The organism is Mannheimia granulomatis (assembly GCF_013377255.1).
GTDB classification, from domain to species: Bacteria; Pseudomonadota; Gammaproteobacteria; order Enterobacterales; family Pasteurellaceae; genus Mannheimia; species Mannheimia granulomatis.
Genome location: NZ_CP016614.1, coordinates 783113 through 798027 on the forward strand (window position 1 = coordinate 783113; position 14915 = coordinate 798027).

Sequence of the window (14915 nt, forward strand, 5' to 3'; positions counted from 1 at the left end):
AATAAGGAACATTAAAATGAAAAAAGATCTTAAAATCGTGGTGCTAACCGGTGCTGGTATTTCTGCCGAGTCTGGCATTCGTACATTCCGTGCCGAAGACGGCTTGTGGGAAAATCATCGGGTAGAAGATGTCGCAACACCTGAGGGCTATAAACGAGATCGGGAGTTAGTCCAACGTTTTTATAGCGAACGCCGCCGAAAACTGTTTGATCCCGAAGTGCAACCCAATGCGGCTCATCTTGCCTTAGCTAAATTGGAAGAGAAACTCGGCGAAAATCTACTGATTGTCACACAAAATGTCGATAACTTACACGAACGTGCAGGCAGCAAAAACGTGATTCATATGCACGGCGAATTGCTGAAAGTCCGTTGCCCGAACAAAGGTACAGTCTATGAATGGCACGGCGATGTGACGGACGAAAGTCGCTGTACTTGCTGTATTCAGCCCGCTCGGCTATGTCCGCATATTGTTTGGTTCGGAGAAATTCCGTTGCAAATGTTAGAGATTGATGAGGCGATTTACGATTGCGATATTTTTGTCTCCATTGGCACATCGGACAATGTTTACCCTGCTGCTGGTTTTGTTGAAAAGGCAAATCGCTGGAAATCCTACACGGTCGAGCTCAATTTAGAGCCGAGTAAAGTCAAAACTGCTTTTAAAGAAGCTCGTTACGGTAAAGCTACGGAAGTTGTTTCACAGTTTGTCGAAGAGATTTTGGCAAGCCTTGAAGCCTAGTTGCAAGCGGTCAATTTTATAAAAAAATCTGCAAAATCGGCCGCTTGCGTTTTTATTTTTCACCGCTATAATGCCGCTCGTCCGATCAAAATCTACCATAAAGCATTGAATGCGACACAACTTGTCGTGTTGATAAATAGAATTACTGATGTGAAATCAGCAGAGGAATGTTTTATGAGTAACTATCAATTAAACCCTTCAACCGTTTCCCTTTATTCTGAAAAAATTATGCTGAAAGCAATGTTCGAGCATCGATTATTTTCGGAGTTTTTCCGTAATGACAATTATCGTCGAGATGATGTGGCATTCGCTATGGGCTTGCCTGAGGAGATGGAAAAAGAGAAAGAACTCAAACCCCTTGCCCGTGATTTATTGAAAGCACGTTATCGTGCGATTGTGAGTCAGAATGATCTGCCAGAACTTTGGCAGGTAGCGTATGAAAATTTGGCGAAATTGGCACAATTTTTGGATTTGAACCCGTGTGAACAAGCGGTGATGCAGTTTGCCTTTCACTTTCGGGCAGAGCGGAATTTACGCAATTTATTAGAGTATTTTCCGCATATGGATTTAAATCAAACTGCGTTGGTGTTATCCGATTTGCTGGGGATAAGCCATAAAGAAGTAAAATCGGTGTTGGGGAAACAGAGCAAATTAAATAGCTACGGTTTGATTGAGCGTGGCTATAATCCTGAGCAGTTTCGTGAGTATTTGGGGTGGGGAGATGCCTTAGATTTCGATGATTTTGGGATTTTACCGATTACCGAGCAATCTTTGATCGAGCGTGCAACTGTGCCAACCATACCGCCGATATTGCAGTTAAGTGATTATGAATATATTGCGAAAAGTCGTGAAATGATGCTGAATTATCTCGAAGTTGCCACAAAAAATGCGAAAAAAGGTGTAAATATTCTGCTCTACGGAGCGGCAGGAACAGGGAAAACCGAATTTGCGGCACTGCTGGCGAATACGCTCAATCTGCCAGCTTACACAATGGCAAATCAAGATAAAGATGGCGATGTGCTAAGTGGAAAAACGCGTTTAGAGAATTGCCGTTTGGCGCAAAAATTGCTGGTGGGCAAAGGTGCAGTGATTATTTTTGATGAAGTGGAAGATGTGTTCGCCAGTTCATTTACCGAGCGTTCTGTTGCCCAAGAGCATAAGGCTTGGGTCAATGATTTCTTGGAAAATAATGCGATTCCGATGATCTGGATTTCCAATTCGGTTAGCTGCATTGACAATGCCTATCTCCGCCGTTTTGATATGATTTTTGAAATGCCGATTTATCGCCAGCGGTATTAACTCGCATCTTTAATGTGATGAACTGTTTACAGGCTGAAAATTCAACGGAGTTTGCAGAAAAAGCGTTGGGAATGTTTAATCAAACGCTGGTTTCGCAAGGTTTTCGCAAAATTGAACCGCTTGTTGAAAGCAAAATTGCCTACAATTTAGATTGGGTAAATTGTGCGGAAAATATGCACAAAATCAGCGAAGGGCTAAAACGCACTAAACGTGGGCGAATTTGTTGCTACGGCCCACCGGGAACCGGCAAAACCGCTTGGGCAAATTGGCTGGCACAGGAAATGGGCTTGCAAGCATTGGTTCAACAAGGTTCGGATTTATTGAGTCCATTTGTCGGAGGAACCGAACAACAGATTGCAGAAGCGTTCCGAAAAGCGAAAGAGAACAATATGGTGCTGATTTTTGATGAAGTCGATACGTTCTTATTTGCTCGTGAAAGCGGACAACGTAGCTGGGAACATAGTTTCGTTAATGAAATGCTAACGCAAATTGAAAAATTTGAAGGCTTGTTGATTGTCTCTACCAATTTAATGGACAATCTCGACCCTGCGGCTTTACGCCGTTTTGATCTTAAATTGAAGTTTGATTATTTACAGCCGGAACAGCGAAAAAAAGCTGCTATCAGCCAAGCTAGAATATTGGGATTGGTGGAGTTGAGTGAGCAAGAGCTTTCTCGGTTCTATTATTTCGATAATCTGACATTAGGCGATTTTGCGGCTGTGGCTCGCCGCCATCGTTTTGCTCCTTTTGAGAATAGCGTAGAGTGGGTTAATGCGTTGGAAAATGAGTTGGCATTGAAACCCAAAGTAGAGACTAATTTAGAAAAATGGATAATGTAAGATAAAATAAGCGGTGAAATTCGGCAAATTTTCCGGAATTTTTTGCAAAAAACTTGCCGAATTTTACCGCTTGTTAGCGTACAATAAGCGTAATTTTGATTAATGATGGAGGCGAGATGTCTGAACCGATTAGATTGACCCAGTTCAGCCATGGGGCGGGTTGAGGCTGTAAAATTTCTCCTAAGGTGTTAGGGACAATTTTACAAACTCAATTAGACAAATTTATCGACCCGAACTTGTTAGTAGGCAATGAAACGGCGGATGATGCGGCGGTTTATGATCTAGGCAATGGGCAGGCGATTATCAGTACAACGGACTTTTTTATGCCGATTGTAGATGATCCGTTTGATTTCGGGCGGATCGCCTCTGCTAACGCAATTAGTGATATTTTTGCGATGGGTGGTAAGCCGATTATGGCGATTGCCATTCTGGGCTTTCCGGTCAATAAATTGCCAGCGGAAGTGGCTCAGCAAATTGTTGAGGGCGGGCGTTTTGCCTGTCAGCAGGCAGGTATTGCTTTGGCGGGAGGGCATTCGATTGATTCGCCCGAGCCGATTTTTGGTTTAGCGGTAACCGGCGTGGTGCCAACCGAGCGTGTAAAACGTAATGCTTCGGCGGTGGCAGGTTGTGAGCTGTTTTTAACTAAACCGTTAGGTATTGGCATTTTAACCACGGCAGAGAAAAAGGGATTACTTCAGCCTGAACATCAGCATTTGGCAAGTGAGGTAATGTGCCAAATCAATTTGATTGGAGCGGAATTTTCTGAGCTACCTGAAGTCACGGCAATGACGGATGTAACAGGCTTCGGGCTGTTAGGTCATTTAAGCGAGGTGTGCCAAGGCTCAAATGTGCGTGCCGAAGTGCATTTTGCGGATATTCAAACTCTTGACGGGACAAAAGATTACATCGCTTTAGGAGCTGTGCCGGGCGGTACAACCCGCAATTTTGACAGCTATGGTCATTTAATTTCTGCAATGACAGACGAGCAAAAAGCGATTTTGTGCGATCCACAAACTTCGGGTGGATTACTTGTTGCAGTGTTGCCGCAAGCGGTTGAAAAAGTCCAACAAATTGCAAAAAATGCCTGTGTTTCTTTATTTCATGTTGGTAGATTACTTGAACAAGAAGAAGGTAAAGCGTTAATTGAGGTCATTTAATGTTTAAACCGAATGTTACCCTTGCCTGTGTGGTGCATTGCAAGGGCAAGTTTTTGTTTGTCGAAGAAATCGAATATGGCAAACGCACCTTGAATCAGCCGGCAGGACATTTAGAGCAAAATGAAACGTTGCTTGAAGCGGCAAAGCGGGAGCTATTTGAAGAAACAGGCATTCAAGCTGAGATCAGCAGCCTGATTCGTGTTTATCAATGGCAAGCCCCTCGCAGCCAAACTGATTATCTGCGTTTTGTGTTTGCGGTGGAGTTGGAAGATTGGCTAGAGCCGCAACCTAAAGATGCGGATATTACCCAAGCGATGTGGCTTACGCTTGATGAGTTCCATCACTATATTCAGCAAGAAGGGCAGTGTGAGCGAAGTCCGTTGGTGATTCAGTCAGTACAGGATTATTTAAAAGGCGAGTGTTATCCGTTAGCGATTTTGCAAGCGGTGGTTTAGGAGTAGGAATGGAAAGGCAGTTTGATGTTGTGATTGTAGGCGGAGCCGTTACCGGCTCGGTGTTGGCGTTGGCGTTAAGCAGTTTTTGTCAGCACAAAATTTCAATTGCGATTGTCGAAAAATTGTTACCTAACTATGAGCAGCAAGGTGGTTTTGATGCGCGCAGCATTGCATTAGCCCAAGGCAGTTTGCAAAAAATGAGCCAAATTATACCGCTTGCAGGTGAAAATTTGGGTGCGGTGATTCAAGCTATCGCTACCCCGATTCATCAAATCCAAGTGGCGGATAAAGGGCATTTCGGCAAAGCCACGCTGAAAGCGGCAGAGCAGAATATTCCTCAGCTTGGTGCGGTGGTGGAATTAGCAAAATTAGGCAAGAAATTGACCGCTTGCCTCGAAAAACAGCCGAATATCCACACTTTCTGTCCAAATGAAGTGGAGGTAATTGAACGCTCACAACAAGGTTGTAAGTTGACTTTAGCCAGTGGTGAGCAACTAAGCTGCCGCTTACTGGTTGCCGCTGACGGTATTCAATCAAATATTGCCAAACAATGTGGCGTAGCAACGCAACAGGTTAAAGATTACGGGCAATCGGCGGTGATTGCGAATGTGGAGTTGAGCGAGCATCATCAAAATCAGGCGTTTGAATATTTTACCGAGCAAGGGCCTTTTGCTTTATTGCCTTTGGCGGGGAGTTGTATGTCGTTGGTTTGGTGTGTGAAAGAAGCTAAGACGTTAATGCAATTGTCAGATAGCGAATTTTTAGCTCAATTACAGCAGCAATTTGGCTGGAAGCTAGGGCAGTTTTTGCGTGTGAGCAAGCGGTTTGTTTATCCTCTCATTTTGCAAAAAGCGGAATCGCATATTCACCACCGTTTGGCGGTGGTCGGCAATGCCGCACAAATGCTGCATCCTGTTGCCGGGCAAGGTTTTAACCTTGGTTTGCGTGATCTCTTTAGTTTAGCTACTTCAGTTGCCGATGCCTTTAAGCAAGGCAAGGATATTGGCGAATTTTCGCTGTTGGTTGAATTTGAAAAAAGGCGAGAGCGAGATCAGGTTAGTATGATGAGCTCAACAAGCGGTTTGATTTCACTCTTTTCTTGCGAAATGTTACCTGTGCAAATAGGGCGGAATTTTGCGTTATTTGCGGTTTCACATTCTTCTAACGCGCGTGATTGGGTAGCCAATAAGGCGTTGGGGTGGTAGTTTGAAGGACGTATTCATGCGTCCTTATTCCGCTAAATAACCTTTCAAAATGGATTGCCAGTCTTCATCTTTAAATAAAATATTTAACCTCGCTTGCTCTTTTTTAAAAGAACGTAGCAGACGGGCTAAATTACCTTTTTTCCAAATATCGCCTTTTTGAATACGGCATTTATCGAAATCAATCAGCCAAAATTTGGATTTATCGTCTAGTAGAATATTATGAATATTCAAATCAGAATGATGAACTTGGTGATTATGCAAATGGCGAATCAACTTTCCAATTTGTTCATATTGCTCGGCTGATAAAGCCCGAGATTGTAAGCTTTTGCTCAAATCCTGTGTGTTATCCAGTTTTTCCAGCATAATATCTGCACGATAGCAACATAAGGTTCTAACCACCTTGATTGCCACAGGGCGTGGTACCGGTAAATTCCATGCCAACATTTGCTGTAGCAAGAAAAATTCTTGGTATGCCCGAGTCTGTTTAAATCCGCTAAAGAAATAACTATCTTTCACCAATTTTCCGAATAATCCGCCTCGATAGTAATGGCGAAGTACGATGTTTATGCCAAGTTCAGCCTTAGTTTTTAAAAACCATGTAATACCGCGACCTTTTGAGAAGCCTAGCAAGCGGTCGGAATTTTCAAAATTTTTGCAACTGAGTAATTCTTGGATAAACTCGACCTGTTCTTCGGCAACAAGTTCGGCGTTAAAGAGATAGTGATTATTTCGCATGTTTAATATTGTATTTATAACTATGATAGCTCATTTTAGAGCTATTTTTTTTGATGTCAATTTGTTAGAATTTGCGGCTTATATTTGAGAGGAAAACCAATGACAACGATCTCACCGGAATTAGACACAACAGAAAATAGGATTTCTGACGAAGCACAGAAAGTACGCCAAGCGTTATTGGCAAAAGGGATTGAGACCCCGACAGTTGCTCATCGCAAAGATAAAGATAGTCGCCGTACGGAAATTCAGCAGCATATGCAAGCAGTATTGGAATTACTCGGCTTAGATTTAACGGACGACAGTCTTGAAGAAACACCTCATCGCTTGGCAAAAATGTATGTGGATGAGATTTTTAGCGGATTAGATTATGCTACTTTCCCTAAAATTACGAATATCGAAAACCGAATGAAGGTGAGCGAAATGGTGTTGGTAGATGATATTACTTTAACTTCGACCTGTGAGCATCATTTTGTGACTATTGACGGCAAAGTGGCGGTGGCGTATTACCCGAAAAAGTGGGTGATCGGTTTGTCTAAAATTAACCGTGTGGTGCAATTTTTTGCCCAACGTCCGCAGGTGCAGGAACGCTTTACCGAGCAGATTCTCACTGCTTTCCAAACCATTTTGGAAACCGATGATGTGGCAGTATATGTGAAAGCGACACATTTCTGCGTAAAATGCCGTGGCGTGAAAGACACCAACAGCTATACCGTTACTTCGGCTTTCGGTGGCGTGTTCCTAGATGATCGAGAAACCCGCAAAGAATTTTTAGGTTTATTAAATAAATAATCGTAGGGGCGAAAAGTTTTTCGCCCTTATTTTTGATATTAGGTTTTGAGGTTGAGATGAAAATTGCATTAGGCATTGAATATGACGGCAGCCGCTATTTTGGCTGGCAACGGCAAGAAGCAGTGGAAAGCGTGCAGCAAAAGTTAGAGCAGGCGTTGTCTGTTGTGGCTGATTCCCCTGTTGAAGTATTTTGTGCCGGTAGAACCGATGCAGGCGTACACGGCACAGGTCAGGTCGTGCATTTTGACACTCAGGCCGTTCGTCCATTGCAAAGTTGGTGTTTCGGCACGAATGCTCATTTGCCCGATGATATTGCTGTGAAATGGGCGGTTGAAGTGAGTGATGATTTCCACGCTCGTTTTAGTGCCACTGCTCGCCGTTATCGTTATATTATTTATAACAGCAAATTGCGTTCAGCCATTCTGCCAAAAGGCGTAACCCATTTTCATTTCCCGCTTGATGAAAGCAAAATGCACCAAGCAGGACAGTTTTTATTGGGTGAAAACGATTTTTCCTCTTTCCGTGCGGCGAAATGCCAATCAAACACACCGTGGCGAAATATTCACCATTTAAATGTTTCCCGTCAAGGCGATTATGTGATTGTTGATATTCAAGCCAATGCTTTTGTGCATCATATGGTCAGAAATATTGTCGGCACTTTGCTTGAAATCGGGCAGGGCAGACAACCTGTAGAATGGGCAAAATGGGTGCTAGATCAACGAGATAGAGAAAAAGCCGCTCCCACAGCCAAAGCGGAAGGTTTGTATTTGGTAGAAGTGCATTACCCGGAACATTTCGGTATTCCTAAAACGCCTTTAGGGCCGTTGTTTTTAGAAGATTAAAGGTTGCAAGCGGTATCATTTCACCAAAACTTTGCAAAAGAGGCTAAATTTCCTTAAAATTCAGCCTTATTTTATTTTGTAGCCTAAGAGAAAGAATAATGTCAGAAAAACGCTATGGGGCGGATGAAATTACCGTTCTGAAAGATCTTGAGCCGGTGCAGCTTCGTCCGGGAATGTACACCGATACCACACGTCCTAACCATTTAGGGCAAGAGGTGATTGATAACAGTGTGGATGAAGCATTATCGGGCTATGCCGATAAAATTGATGTTATTCTCCATAGCGATAATTCATTAGAAGTTGTGGATAATGGGCGAGGAATGCCTGTGGATATTCACTCTACCGAGAAAATTTCAGGCGTTGAGCTTATTTTAACGAAACTGCACGCAGGAGGTAAATTCTCAAATAAAAACTATACCTTCTCCGGCGGTCTGCACGGTGTGGGAATTTCGGTGGTAAATGCCCTTTCCGAGCGTGTGGAAATTCAAATTAAACGTGGCGGTGAGGTTTATTCCATTGCTTTTGCTAATGGGGTGAAAGTCGAGGAGCTGACTGTTATCGGTTCTTGTCCGAAAAAGCAAACCGGGACGACTGTTCGTTTTTATCCAAACCCGAAATATTTTGATAGCCCTCGATTTTCGGTGAGCCGTTTACGTCATTTGTTGCGTGCCAAAGCGGTACTTTGCCCGAAGCTCACCATTAATTTCATTGATAAAATCAATAACACCGAAGAAACTTGGTACTACGAAGACGGTTTGTCTGATTATTTAACTGAAGCTTTAAGCGGTTATGAATCGCTGCCGAATCCTCCATTTATTGGCGATACCTCAGCAGAGACGGAGGCGGTAAGTTGGGCTTTAACGTGGTTGCCTGAAGGTGGGGAATTGGTGGCGGAAAGCTATGTAAACCTTATTCCAACCCCGCAAGGCGGAACGCATGTGAATGGTTTACGCAATGGATTGCTCAAAGCGATGGTAGAGTTTTGTGAAATCCACAACTTATTGCCGAAAGGCGTTAAACTGACCGCTGATGATGTTTGGAACCGCTGTGCCTATGTGCTTTCGCTGAAAATTCAAGAGCCGCAATTTGCAGGGCAGACCAAAGAGCGTTTATCTTCCCGTCAAGCCTCAAGTTATGTGGATAACTGCTTAAAAGATGCCTTTAGTTTATGGCTGAACCAAAATGTGCAGATCGGCAAATTGATTGCTGAAATGGCGATTAATTCTGCTCAAAGCCGTTTGCGCGCAGCGAAAAAAGTGGTGCGTAAAAAATTAGTCAGCGGCCCGGCGTTACCGGGAAAATTGGCAGACTGTACCGCACAAGACTTAAGCCGTACCGAGCTTTTTTTAGTGGAAGGGGATTCTGCCGGCGGTTCGGCAAAGCAGGCTAGAGATAAGGAGTATCAAGCGATTTTGCCGTTGCGTGGTAAGATTTTAAATACTTGGGAAGTATCATCAGATCAAGTGTTAGCTTCGCAAGAGGTACATGATATTGCGGTCGCATTGGGGATCGATCCTGATAGTGATAAATTAGATGAATTGCGTTATGGTAAGGTTTGTATTCTTGCCGATGCGGATTCAGACGGCTTACATATTGCGACTTTATTATGTGCCTTGTTTTTACGCCATTTCCCGAAATTGGTACAAAATGGCCACGTTTATGTGGCAATGCCGCCGCTTTATCGTATTGATATTGGCAAAGATGAAGTGCATTACGCCTTAGATGAAGCGGAAAAAGAAGCAATTTTGGCTCGTCTAGCTAAGAAAAAAGGCAAGCCGAATGTACAACGCTTTAAAGGTTTGGGTGAAATGAACCCAAGTCAATTGCGTGAAACCACGATGGATCCGAGTACTCGCCGTTTAGTGCAACTCACATTTGATGAAAGTTTGGATGTAGAAGAGGGCGAGGTCAGTACCTTTGAAATTATGGATATGTTGCTCGGCAAAAAAAGAGCGGAAGATCGTAAACAATGGCTGCAAAATCGAGGTGATGAAGCGGATTTAGCCGTGTGATATGAAATAGGCATAGTGAATTCACTATGCCTATTTTGCCCTATATGGTTGTTATGCTGGCTTTTTCTTAAATTTATCCCAAATTTTGTCTTCTTGTCCACGCCAGAGTCGTTGAATATTATCGTGATGGCGGTAAACCAACAAACAGCATACTAGGGCAACAGGAAAGGTAAATTGTGGCTCAAACCACCAAATGTAAAAAGGTAAAAGTAAGGCTGCCATTACCGCACTTAATGAGGAGTAGCCAAACAGTAGAAAAATTATCAGCCAAGTGCCAACTGCTCCAGCAGCTACAATAAAACTCAACGGTATTATGGCACCAAAGGCGGTGGCAACTCCTTTACCGCCTCGAAATTGGAAGAAAATCGGAAAAATATGCCCAAGGCAGACCGCTAAAGCAACAAACCCTAGCTGAGAAGGCGTTAAGGCAAAATAGATTCCCATAGCCACCGACAAAGTGCCTTTTAATATATCAAATAGTAGCACACCAAGCGCAGCAGTTTTTCCGCCGATACGTAATACATTAGTTGCTCCGGCATTGTGTGAGCCGTTTTCTCTTGGATCAGGTAAGCCAGCTAGCTTACAAAAAATAATCGCACTTGAAATAGAACCGAGCAAATAGGCGATTAAGATCAATAAATAGGGAATCATATTCATAAATTTTCCTGATTAAATTTATCTTGTGCTATATTCTACAGAAATTCAGAAAATAAAACAGGATGAAAAATGAGTGATAAAGTTTTTATTCGGGAGCTGACCGCATTTGCTTCTATTGGCGCTTACGATTGGGAACATACAATTAAACAACGTTTGGTTTTTAATATTGATATGGCATGGGATTTTTCCCAAGCTGCAAAAACAGATGACGTGCAATTTTGTCTAAATTATGCAGAGGTTTCACAAAAAGTACTGCATTTTGTGGAATCACAACCTTTTAAGTTAGTGGAAACGGTTGCCTATCAGTTGGCGGACTTATTGCAGAAAGAATATGGACTGAAATGGATTCGCATTGAGCTACACAAACCGAAAGCGGTGGCACAGGCTAGCAGTGTCGGCGTGATTGTTGAGCGGGGACATCTTTAGTCTTTGCAAAAAATTGAGAAAATCAGACCGCTTGTCGGCAGATTTATGATAATAAATAGATTAATGGAGGGATTATGAGTTTTCACAATCATATTTTGGCACGTTTTGAAAAGTTATTAACCGACAAAAACGATGAAGTTACCCACGCGATTGTTGAGCAGTTGAAAAAACAAAATTTCCACGGGCAATTAAAAGCAGACAATGTTAAAGCGTTATGCCAACAATTTGATTTATCAGCTGTTGAGTTGGCATTGCGTTGTATTTCGGTTGCAGCCTGTTATGCGGTGACGCCTGTTTCAGCATTTAATGTTGGTGCGGTGGCGATCGGCAAAAACGGGGATTTCTATTTTGGGGCAAACCAAGAGTTTTCCGGTGAATGTATGCAGCAATCTGTTCATGCTGAACAAAGTGCGATTTCTCATGCCTTCTTGGCGGGTGAAAGCCGGATTACGGATATAGTGGTCAATTACACTCCGTGCGGACATTGCCGTCAATTTATGAATGAGCTAAACAGTGCGGCTGACTTAAAAGTGCATTTACCTCACAGTCAAAATAATTTATTACATAGCTATTTGCCGGATAGTTTTGGGCCGAAAGATTTAAATATTGAAAAAGTGCTGTTTTATGAACACTTTCAGCAGTTTGAAGTAAAAGGTGATAAGTTAGAACAAGCGGCGATTCAGGCAGCGGCTTCATCTTACGCTCCTTACAGTCAAACATTTAGCGGAGTAGCATTACAAGTGGGTGAGCATATTATTTGTGGCAAATATATGGAAAATGCCGCTTTTAACCCAACTTTTTTACCGCTACAAAGTGCATTGAATTATCGCCTGTTTTTAGGGCGGGTAGATGTGCCTGTTGAGCGAATTGTATTAGCAGAAGCAGAAGGCACATTAAGTAGTAGAGCGATGACAAAAGCCTTAGCTAAATCCTTATTAGATTTAGACATTGAATATGTTCCGTTACAAGCGGTCTAATTTTAATTATTTTTGTAATTTGATAACTTATTTTCTAAAGCGAGCAGAAATGCTTGCTTTTTTATTCCCTATCTTTTTGATTTACCTCATATCTTGGTATATTTTTCTAATAGCAAGTTGTAATTTTAGATAAGATATTATCCATTAATATGAAATATAAGGATTTGAAATGAATAATGCGCTCATTTTAGAACAAGTTAAAAAGAATCGACGTGATATGGCTATTTTTCTATCTGATGTCATTCTTTTTTTTGTGTTACTTAAAGCATTACCTTTTGAACCTGAGCCAACCAAAGGGCTGGCTCTTTTAGCTTTCGTCGCTATTTTATGGCTCACGGAAGCCGTCCACGTTACTATTACTGCTCTTTTTGTGCCTGTACTGGCAATTGCATTAGGGGTAGTTACTTCAAAAGAGGCATTAAGTGCCTTTGCTGATCCAACCATCTTCTTATTCTTTGGGGGCTTTGCATTGGCTGCTGCATTGCATATCCAAAAAATTGATAAAATGATCGCAAATAAAATTATGGCACTGGCAAAGGGAAAATTATTGCTTGCCGTACTTTATTTATTTGCAGTTACGGCTTTTTTATCAATGTGGATGAGCAATACTGCAACGGCTGCAATGATGCTACCTCTTGCATTAGGTATTCTCAGTAAAATGGACAGAGAATCGGAACGCAATACTTATACTTTCGTATTACTCGGTATTGCTTATAGTGCAAGTATCGGTGGAATGGGGACTTTAGTCGGAAGCCCGCCAAATGCGATTGCAGCTTCCCAGCTACACCTTACATTTTCCGATTGGTTGATGTATGGCTTACCGGTTATGTTGATTATCTTGCCATTAGTCATCTTTATTTTATATATCACTTTTAAGCCTAGATTTAACCAAGATTTTGAGTTTGAATTTGAGCAAATTGGATTTAATAAACAACGTGTTATTACGCTGAGTATTTTTCTTTTCATTGCGTGTTGCTGGGTGCTAAGTAGTGTTATTAACCCTCTTATCTCAACATTTTTAGGTTTAAAAGCGAATATTGGGAGCTTTGATAGCATTGTTGCCCTTGTTGCTTCTTTATTGCTGTGTGTAACAAAAGTCGTGAGCTGGAAACAAATTCAAGACAATACCGAATGGGGAATATTATTTCTCTTTGGTGGTGGGCTAACTTTAAGTGCTGTACTTAGCCATACTGGGGCAAGCCGAATTATGGCAGAAGGTATTATTTCTTTAATTGAAGGCAAGCACTATTTTATTGTGTGTTTGATTATTGCTGCTTTTATTGTTAGCTTAACTGAGTTTACTTCAAATACCGCAAGTGCGGCGTTACTTGTGCCGATTTTTATCTCCATTGCAGAGGCTTTAAATATCAACCCACTTGGATTTGCCTTAATTATTGGGTTAGGGGCATCTTGTGCCTTTATGCTACCTGTAGGGACGCCACCTAATGCCATAGTTTATGGAACAGGTTTGGTTAGACAAAAAGATATGCTCAAGTCTTATAAAATCGACTTACTCTGTATGCTAGTGATTGCTGGAATTGGTTACTGGTTCTGGTTATAGATGAAAAATAGCCAAGTTAGACTTGGCTATTTTTTTATAAAAGAGTATTACTTACCCCAAACTTCTTCAGCAATTTCTTTAATTAAATGTAATTTTGCCCATTGTGCGTTCTCTGTGAGGATATTGCCTTCTTCTGTAGAGGCAAAACCGCATTGTGGCGATAAACAAAGCTGATTAATTGGCACAATTTTCGCTGCTTCTTGGATACGGGCGATAATCGCATTTTTATCTTCCAAATCACCAAATTTAGAGGTAATTAAACCGAGTACCACTTGCTGATCTTTAATATGACGTAGCGGTTCAAAAGTTCCGGCACGTTCGGTATCATATTCTAAGAAGAAACCATCAATACGGCATTTGCCGAATAAGGTTTCAGCAATCGGTCCATAACCGCCTTCTGAGAACCATGAAGAACGGAAATTACCACGACAAATGTGCATTGTAATTGACATATCAGACGGTTTTGCATCTACAATACGGTTTAAGAGGGCAACATATTTTTCTGCTAAATCGGTCAAATCAAAGCCTCTTGCTTCAAACTCTTTACGTTTATCCTCAGCACAGAATTGTCCCCAGCTAGTATCGTCTAATTGAAGATTACGTAGCCCCATATCATAGAATTTATGCATTGCTTTGATGTAAGCATTAGCAATATCATCATACAATTTTTGTTCATCTTGATATTGCGGTAATGGTTGATAGTCTTCCGCTCTCACGCAGCAAATAATATGCAGCATTGTGGGGGCAGGAATAGTGAATTTTGTTGGGTAATCACCGGCAGCTTCTTTTAAAATACGGTAGGCATCTACAAAAGAGTGATTATCGGAAAAACCAATATCGCCCACGATTTTTACCGATTGAGCTTTAGGCTTATGTCTGGTGAAATTGACACTAAAGGTTTCGGTTTCTGTCCAATCCATGCCATCGAGTTCCGCTAAGAAATCCAAATGCCACCAAGTACGGCTAAATTCACCGTCGGATACTGCTTGCACACCATGTTGTTTTTGTAATTCAACTAATTTTTTAACTTCGGCACGAGTTACTTCACGTAATTGCTCTTGGCTGATTCTTTTCTGGTTAAAATCTTCTCTTGCCTGTTTTAACGCATCGGTGCGTAAAAAGCTCCCTACAATATCATTGCGATAAGGGGCTTGATGACGTGTGGTTGCTTCCGGAAATAGTTTACTCATTGAACACTCCTATTCAGTTTGATTATCAAAATTTT

At 41.9% G+C, this 14915-nt stretch carries 13 protein-coding genes and 1 pseudogene; 11 read left to right on the forward strand and 3 right to left on the reverse strand.

Translation table 11 applies throughout. The annotated features are described in order from the left end of the window. The first annotated feature begins 16 nt into the window (after positions 1-16). The 5 genes and pseudogenes from cobB (at position 17) to ubiH (ending at position 5691) form a co-directional block, all read left to right on the forward strand. On the forward strand, positions 17-736 hold the full coding sequence (cobB, locus tag A6B41_RS03660; protein ID WP_027074970.1) for a Sir2 family NAD+-dependent deacetylase: 720 nt from the start codon (positions 17-19) through the stop codon (positions 734-736). A 174-nt stretch (positions 737-910) separates the two neighbouring features. Beyond that, a pseudogene (locus tag A6B41_RS03665) lies at positions 911-2874 on the forward strand (AAA family ATPase). Positions 2875-2990: 116 nt separating this feature from the next. Then, complete coding sequence (gene selD, locus A6B41_RS03670) at positions 2991-4031, forward strand: selenide, water dikinase SelD (protein WP_084493771.1); 1041 nt, start codon at positions 2991-2993, stop codon at positions 4029-4031. After that, positions 4031-4486 carry an NUDIX hydrolase gene (locus A6B41_RS03675; RefSeq protein ID WP_027074968.1) on the forward strand — a complete coding sequence of 152 codons (456 nt, stop codon included), beginning with the start codon at positions 4031-4033 and terminating at the stop codon, positions 4484-4486. The genes selD and A6B41_RS03675 overlap by 1 nt, the downstream gene beginning before the upstream one ends. 8 nt (positions 4487-4494) lie before the next feature. Continuing rightward, a complete protein-coding gene (ubiH, locus tag A6B41_RS03680; RefSeq protein ID WP_027074967.1) occupies positions 4495-5691 on the forward strand; it encodes a 2-octaprenyl-6-methoxyphenyl hydroxylase in 1197 nt (398 codons plus the stop codon). Between the two features lie 24 nt (positions 5692-5715). On the opposite strand, the gene A6B41_RS03685 is transcribed toward ubiH, so the two are convergent. Beyond that, the gene (locus A6B41_RS03685; protein WP_027074966.1) at positions 5716-6426 is read right to left on the reverse strand and encodes a 3-deoxy-D-manno-octulosonic acid kinase; all 711 of its coding nucleotides are present in this window, start codon (positions 6424-6426) and stop codon (positions 5716-5718) included. A 99-nt stretch (positions 6427-6525) separates the two neighbouring features. On the opposite strand from A6B41_RS03685, the gene folE reads away from it, so the two are divergent. From folE to parE, 3 genes are all read left to right on the forward strand, one after another. Further along, complete coding sequence (folE, locus tag A6B41_RS03690) at positions 6526-7215, forward strand: GTP cyclohydrolase I FolE (protein WP_032847528.1); 690 nt, start codon at positions 6526-6528, stop codon at positions 7213-7215. 56 nt (positions 7216-7271) lie between these two features. Continuing rightward, a complete protein-coding gene (truA, locus tag A6B41_RS03695; protein ID WP_027074964.1) occupies positions 7272-8057 on the forward strand; it encodes a tRNA pseudouridine(38-40) synthase TruA in 786 nt (261 codons plus the stop codon). A gap of 98 nt (positions 8058-8155) precedes the next feature. Then, positions 8156-10069: a DNA topoisomerase IV subunit B gene (parE, locus tag A6B41_RS03700; protein ID WP_027074963.1), complete on the forward strand. Its 1914-nt coding sequence runs from the start codon at positions 8156-8158 to the stop codon at positions 10067-10069. Positions 10070-10120: 51 nt separating this feature from the next. Here parE and plsY read toward each other — a convergent pair whose 3' ends face one another. Continuing rightward, entirely contained in the window at positions 10121-10726 is a 606-nt protein-coding gene (gene plsY / locus A6B41_RS03705; protein WP_027074962.1) for a glycerol-3-phosphate 1-O-acyltransferase PlsY, read from the reverse strand. 69 nt (positions 10727-10795) lie between these two features. On the opposite strand from plsY, the gene folB reads away from it, so the two are divergent. From folB to A6B41_RS03720, 3 genes are all read left to right on the forward strand, one after another. Further along, positions 10796-11152: a dihydroneopterin aldolase gene (gene folB, locus A6B41_RS03710; RefSeq protein ID WP_027074961.1), complete on the forward strand. Its 357-nt coding sequence runs from the start codon at positions 10796-10798 to the stop codon at positions 11150-11152. A gap of 74 nt (positions 11153-11226) precedes the next feature. Next, positions 11227-12129, forward strand: a complete 903-nt coding sequence (gene cdd, locus A6B41_RS03715; protein WP_050436805.1) for a cytidine deaminase — start codon at positions 11227-11229, stop codon at positions 12127-12129. A 169-nt stretch (positions 12130-12298) separates the two neighbouring features. After that, a complete protein-coding gene (locus tag A6B41_RS03720; protein WP_027074959.1) occupies positions 12299-13690 on the forward strand; it encodes a DASS family sodium-coupled anion symporter in 1392 nt (463 codons plus the stop codon). A 47-nt stretch (positions 13691-13737) separates the two neighbouring features. Here A6B41_RS03720 and A6B41_RS03725 read toward each other — a convergent pair whose 3' ends face one another. Further along, positions 13738-14880, reverse strand: coding sequence for a 5-methyltetrahydropteroyltriglutamate--homocysteine S-methyltransferase (locus A6B41_RS03725; RefSeq protein ID WP_027074958.1), 1143 nt, complete (start codon positions 14878-14880; stop codon positions 13738-13740). Between the last annotated feature and the right edge of the window lie 35 nt (positions 14881-14915).

Excerpts from the sequence above, each read along its gene's own strand:
- cobB (WP_027074970.1), top strand. The coding sequence starts at position 17 with ATGAAAAAAGATCTTAAAATCGTGGTGCTAACCGGTGCTGGTATTTCT.
- A6B41_RS03675 (WP_027074968.1), top strand. The coding sequence starts at position 4,031 with ATGTTTAAACCGAATGTTACCCTTGCCTGTGTGGTGCATTGCAAGGGC.
- ubiH (WP_027074967.1), top strand. The coding sequence starts at position 4,495 with ATGGAAAGGCAGTTTGATGTTGTGATTGTAGGCGGAGCCGTTACCGGC.
- A6B41_RS03685 (WP_027074966.1), bottom strand. The coding sequence starts at position 6,426 with ATGCGAAATAATCACTATCTCTTTAACGCCGAACTTGTTGCCGAAGAA.
- folE (WP_032847528.1), top strand. The coding sequence starts at position 6,526 with ATGACAACGATCTCACCGGAATTAGACACAACAGAAAATAGGATTTCT.
- truA (WP_027074964.1), top strand. The coding sequence starts at position 7,272 with ATGAAAATTGCATTAGGCATTGAATATGACGGCAGCCGCTATTTTGGC.
- parE (WP_027074963.1), top strand. The coding sequence starts at position 8,156 with ATGTCAGAAAAACGCTATGGGGCGGATGAAATTACCGTTCTGAAAGAT.
- plsY (WP_027074962.1), bottom strand. The coding sequence starts at position 10,726 with ATGAATATGATTCCCTATTTATTGATCTTAATCGCCTATTTGCTCGGT.
- folB (WP_027074961.1), top strand. The coding sequence starts at position 10,796 with ATGAGTGATAAAGTTTTTATTCGGGAGCTGACCGCATTTGCTTCTATT.
- cdd (WP_050436805.1), top strand. The coding sequence starts at position 11,227 with ATGAGTTTTCACAATCATATTTTGGCACGTTTTGAAAAGTTATTAACC.
- A6B41_RS03720 (WP_027074959.1), top strand. The coding sequence starts at position 12,299 with ATGAATAATGCGCTCATTTTAGAACAAGTTAAAAAGAATCGACGTGAT.
- A6B41_RS03725 (WP_027074958.1), bottom strand. The coding sequence starts at position 14,880 with ATGAGTAAACTATTTCCGGAAGCAACCACACGTCATCAAGCCCCTTAT.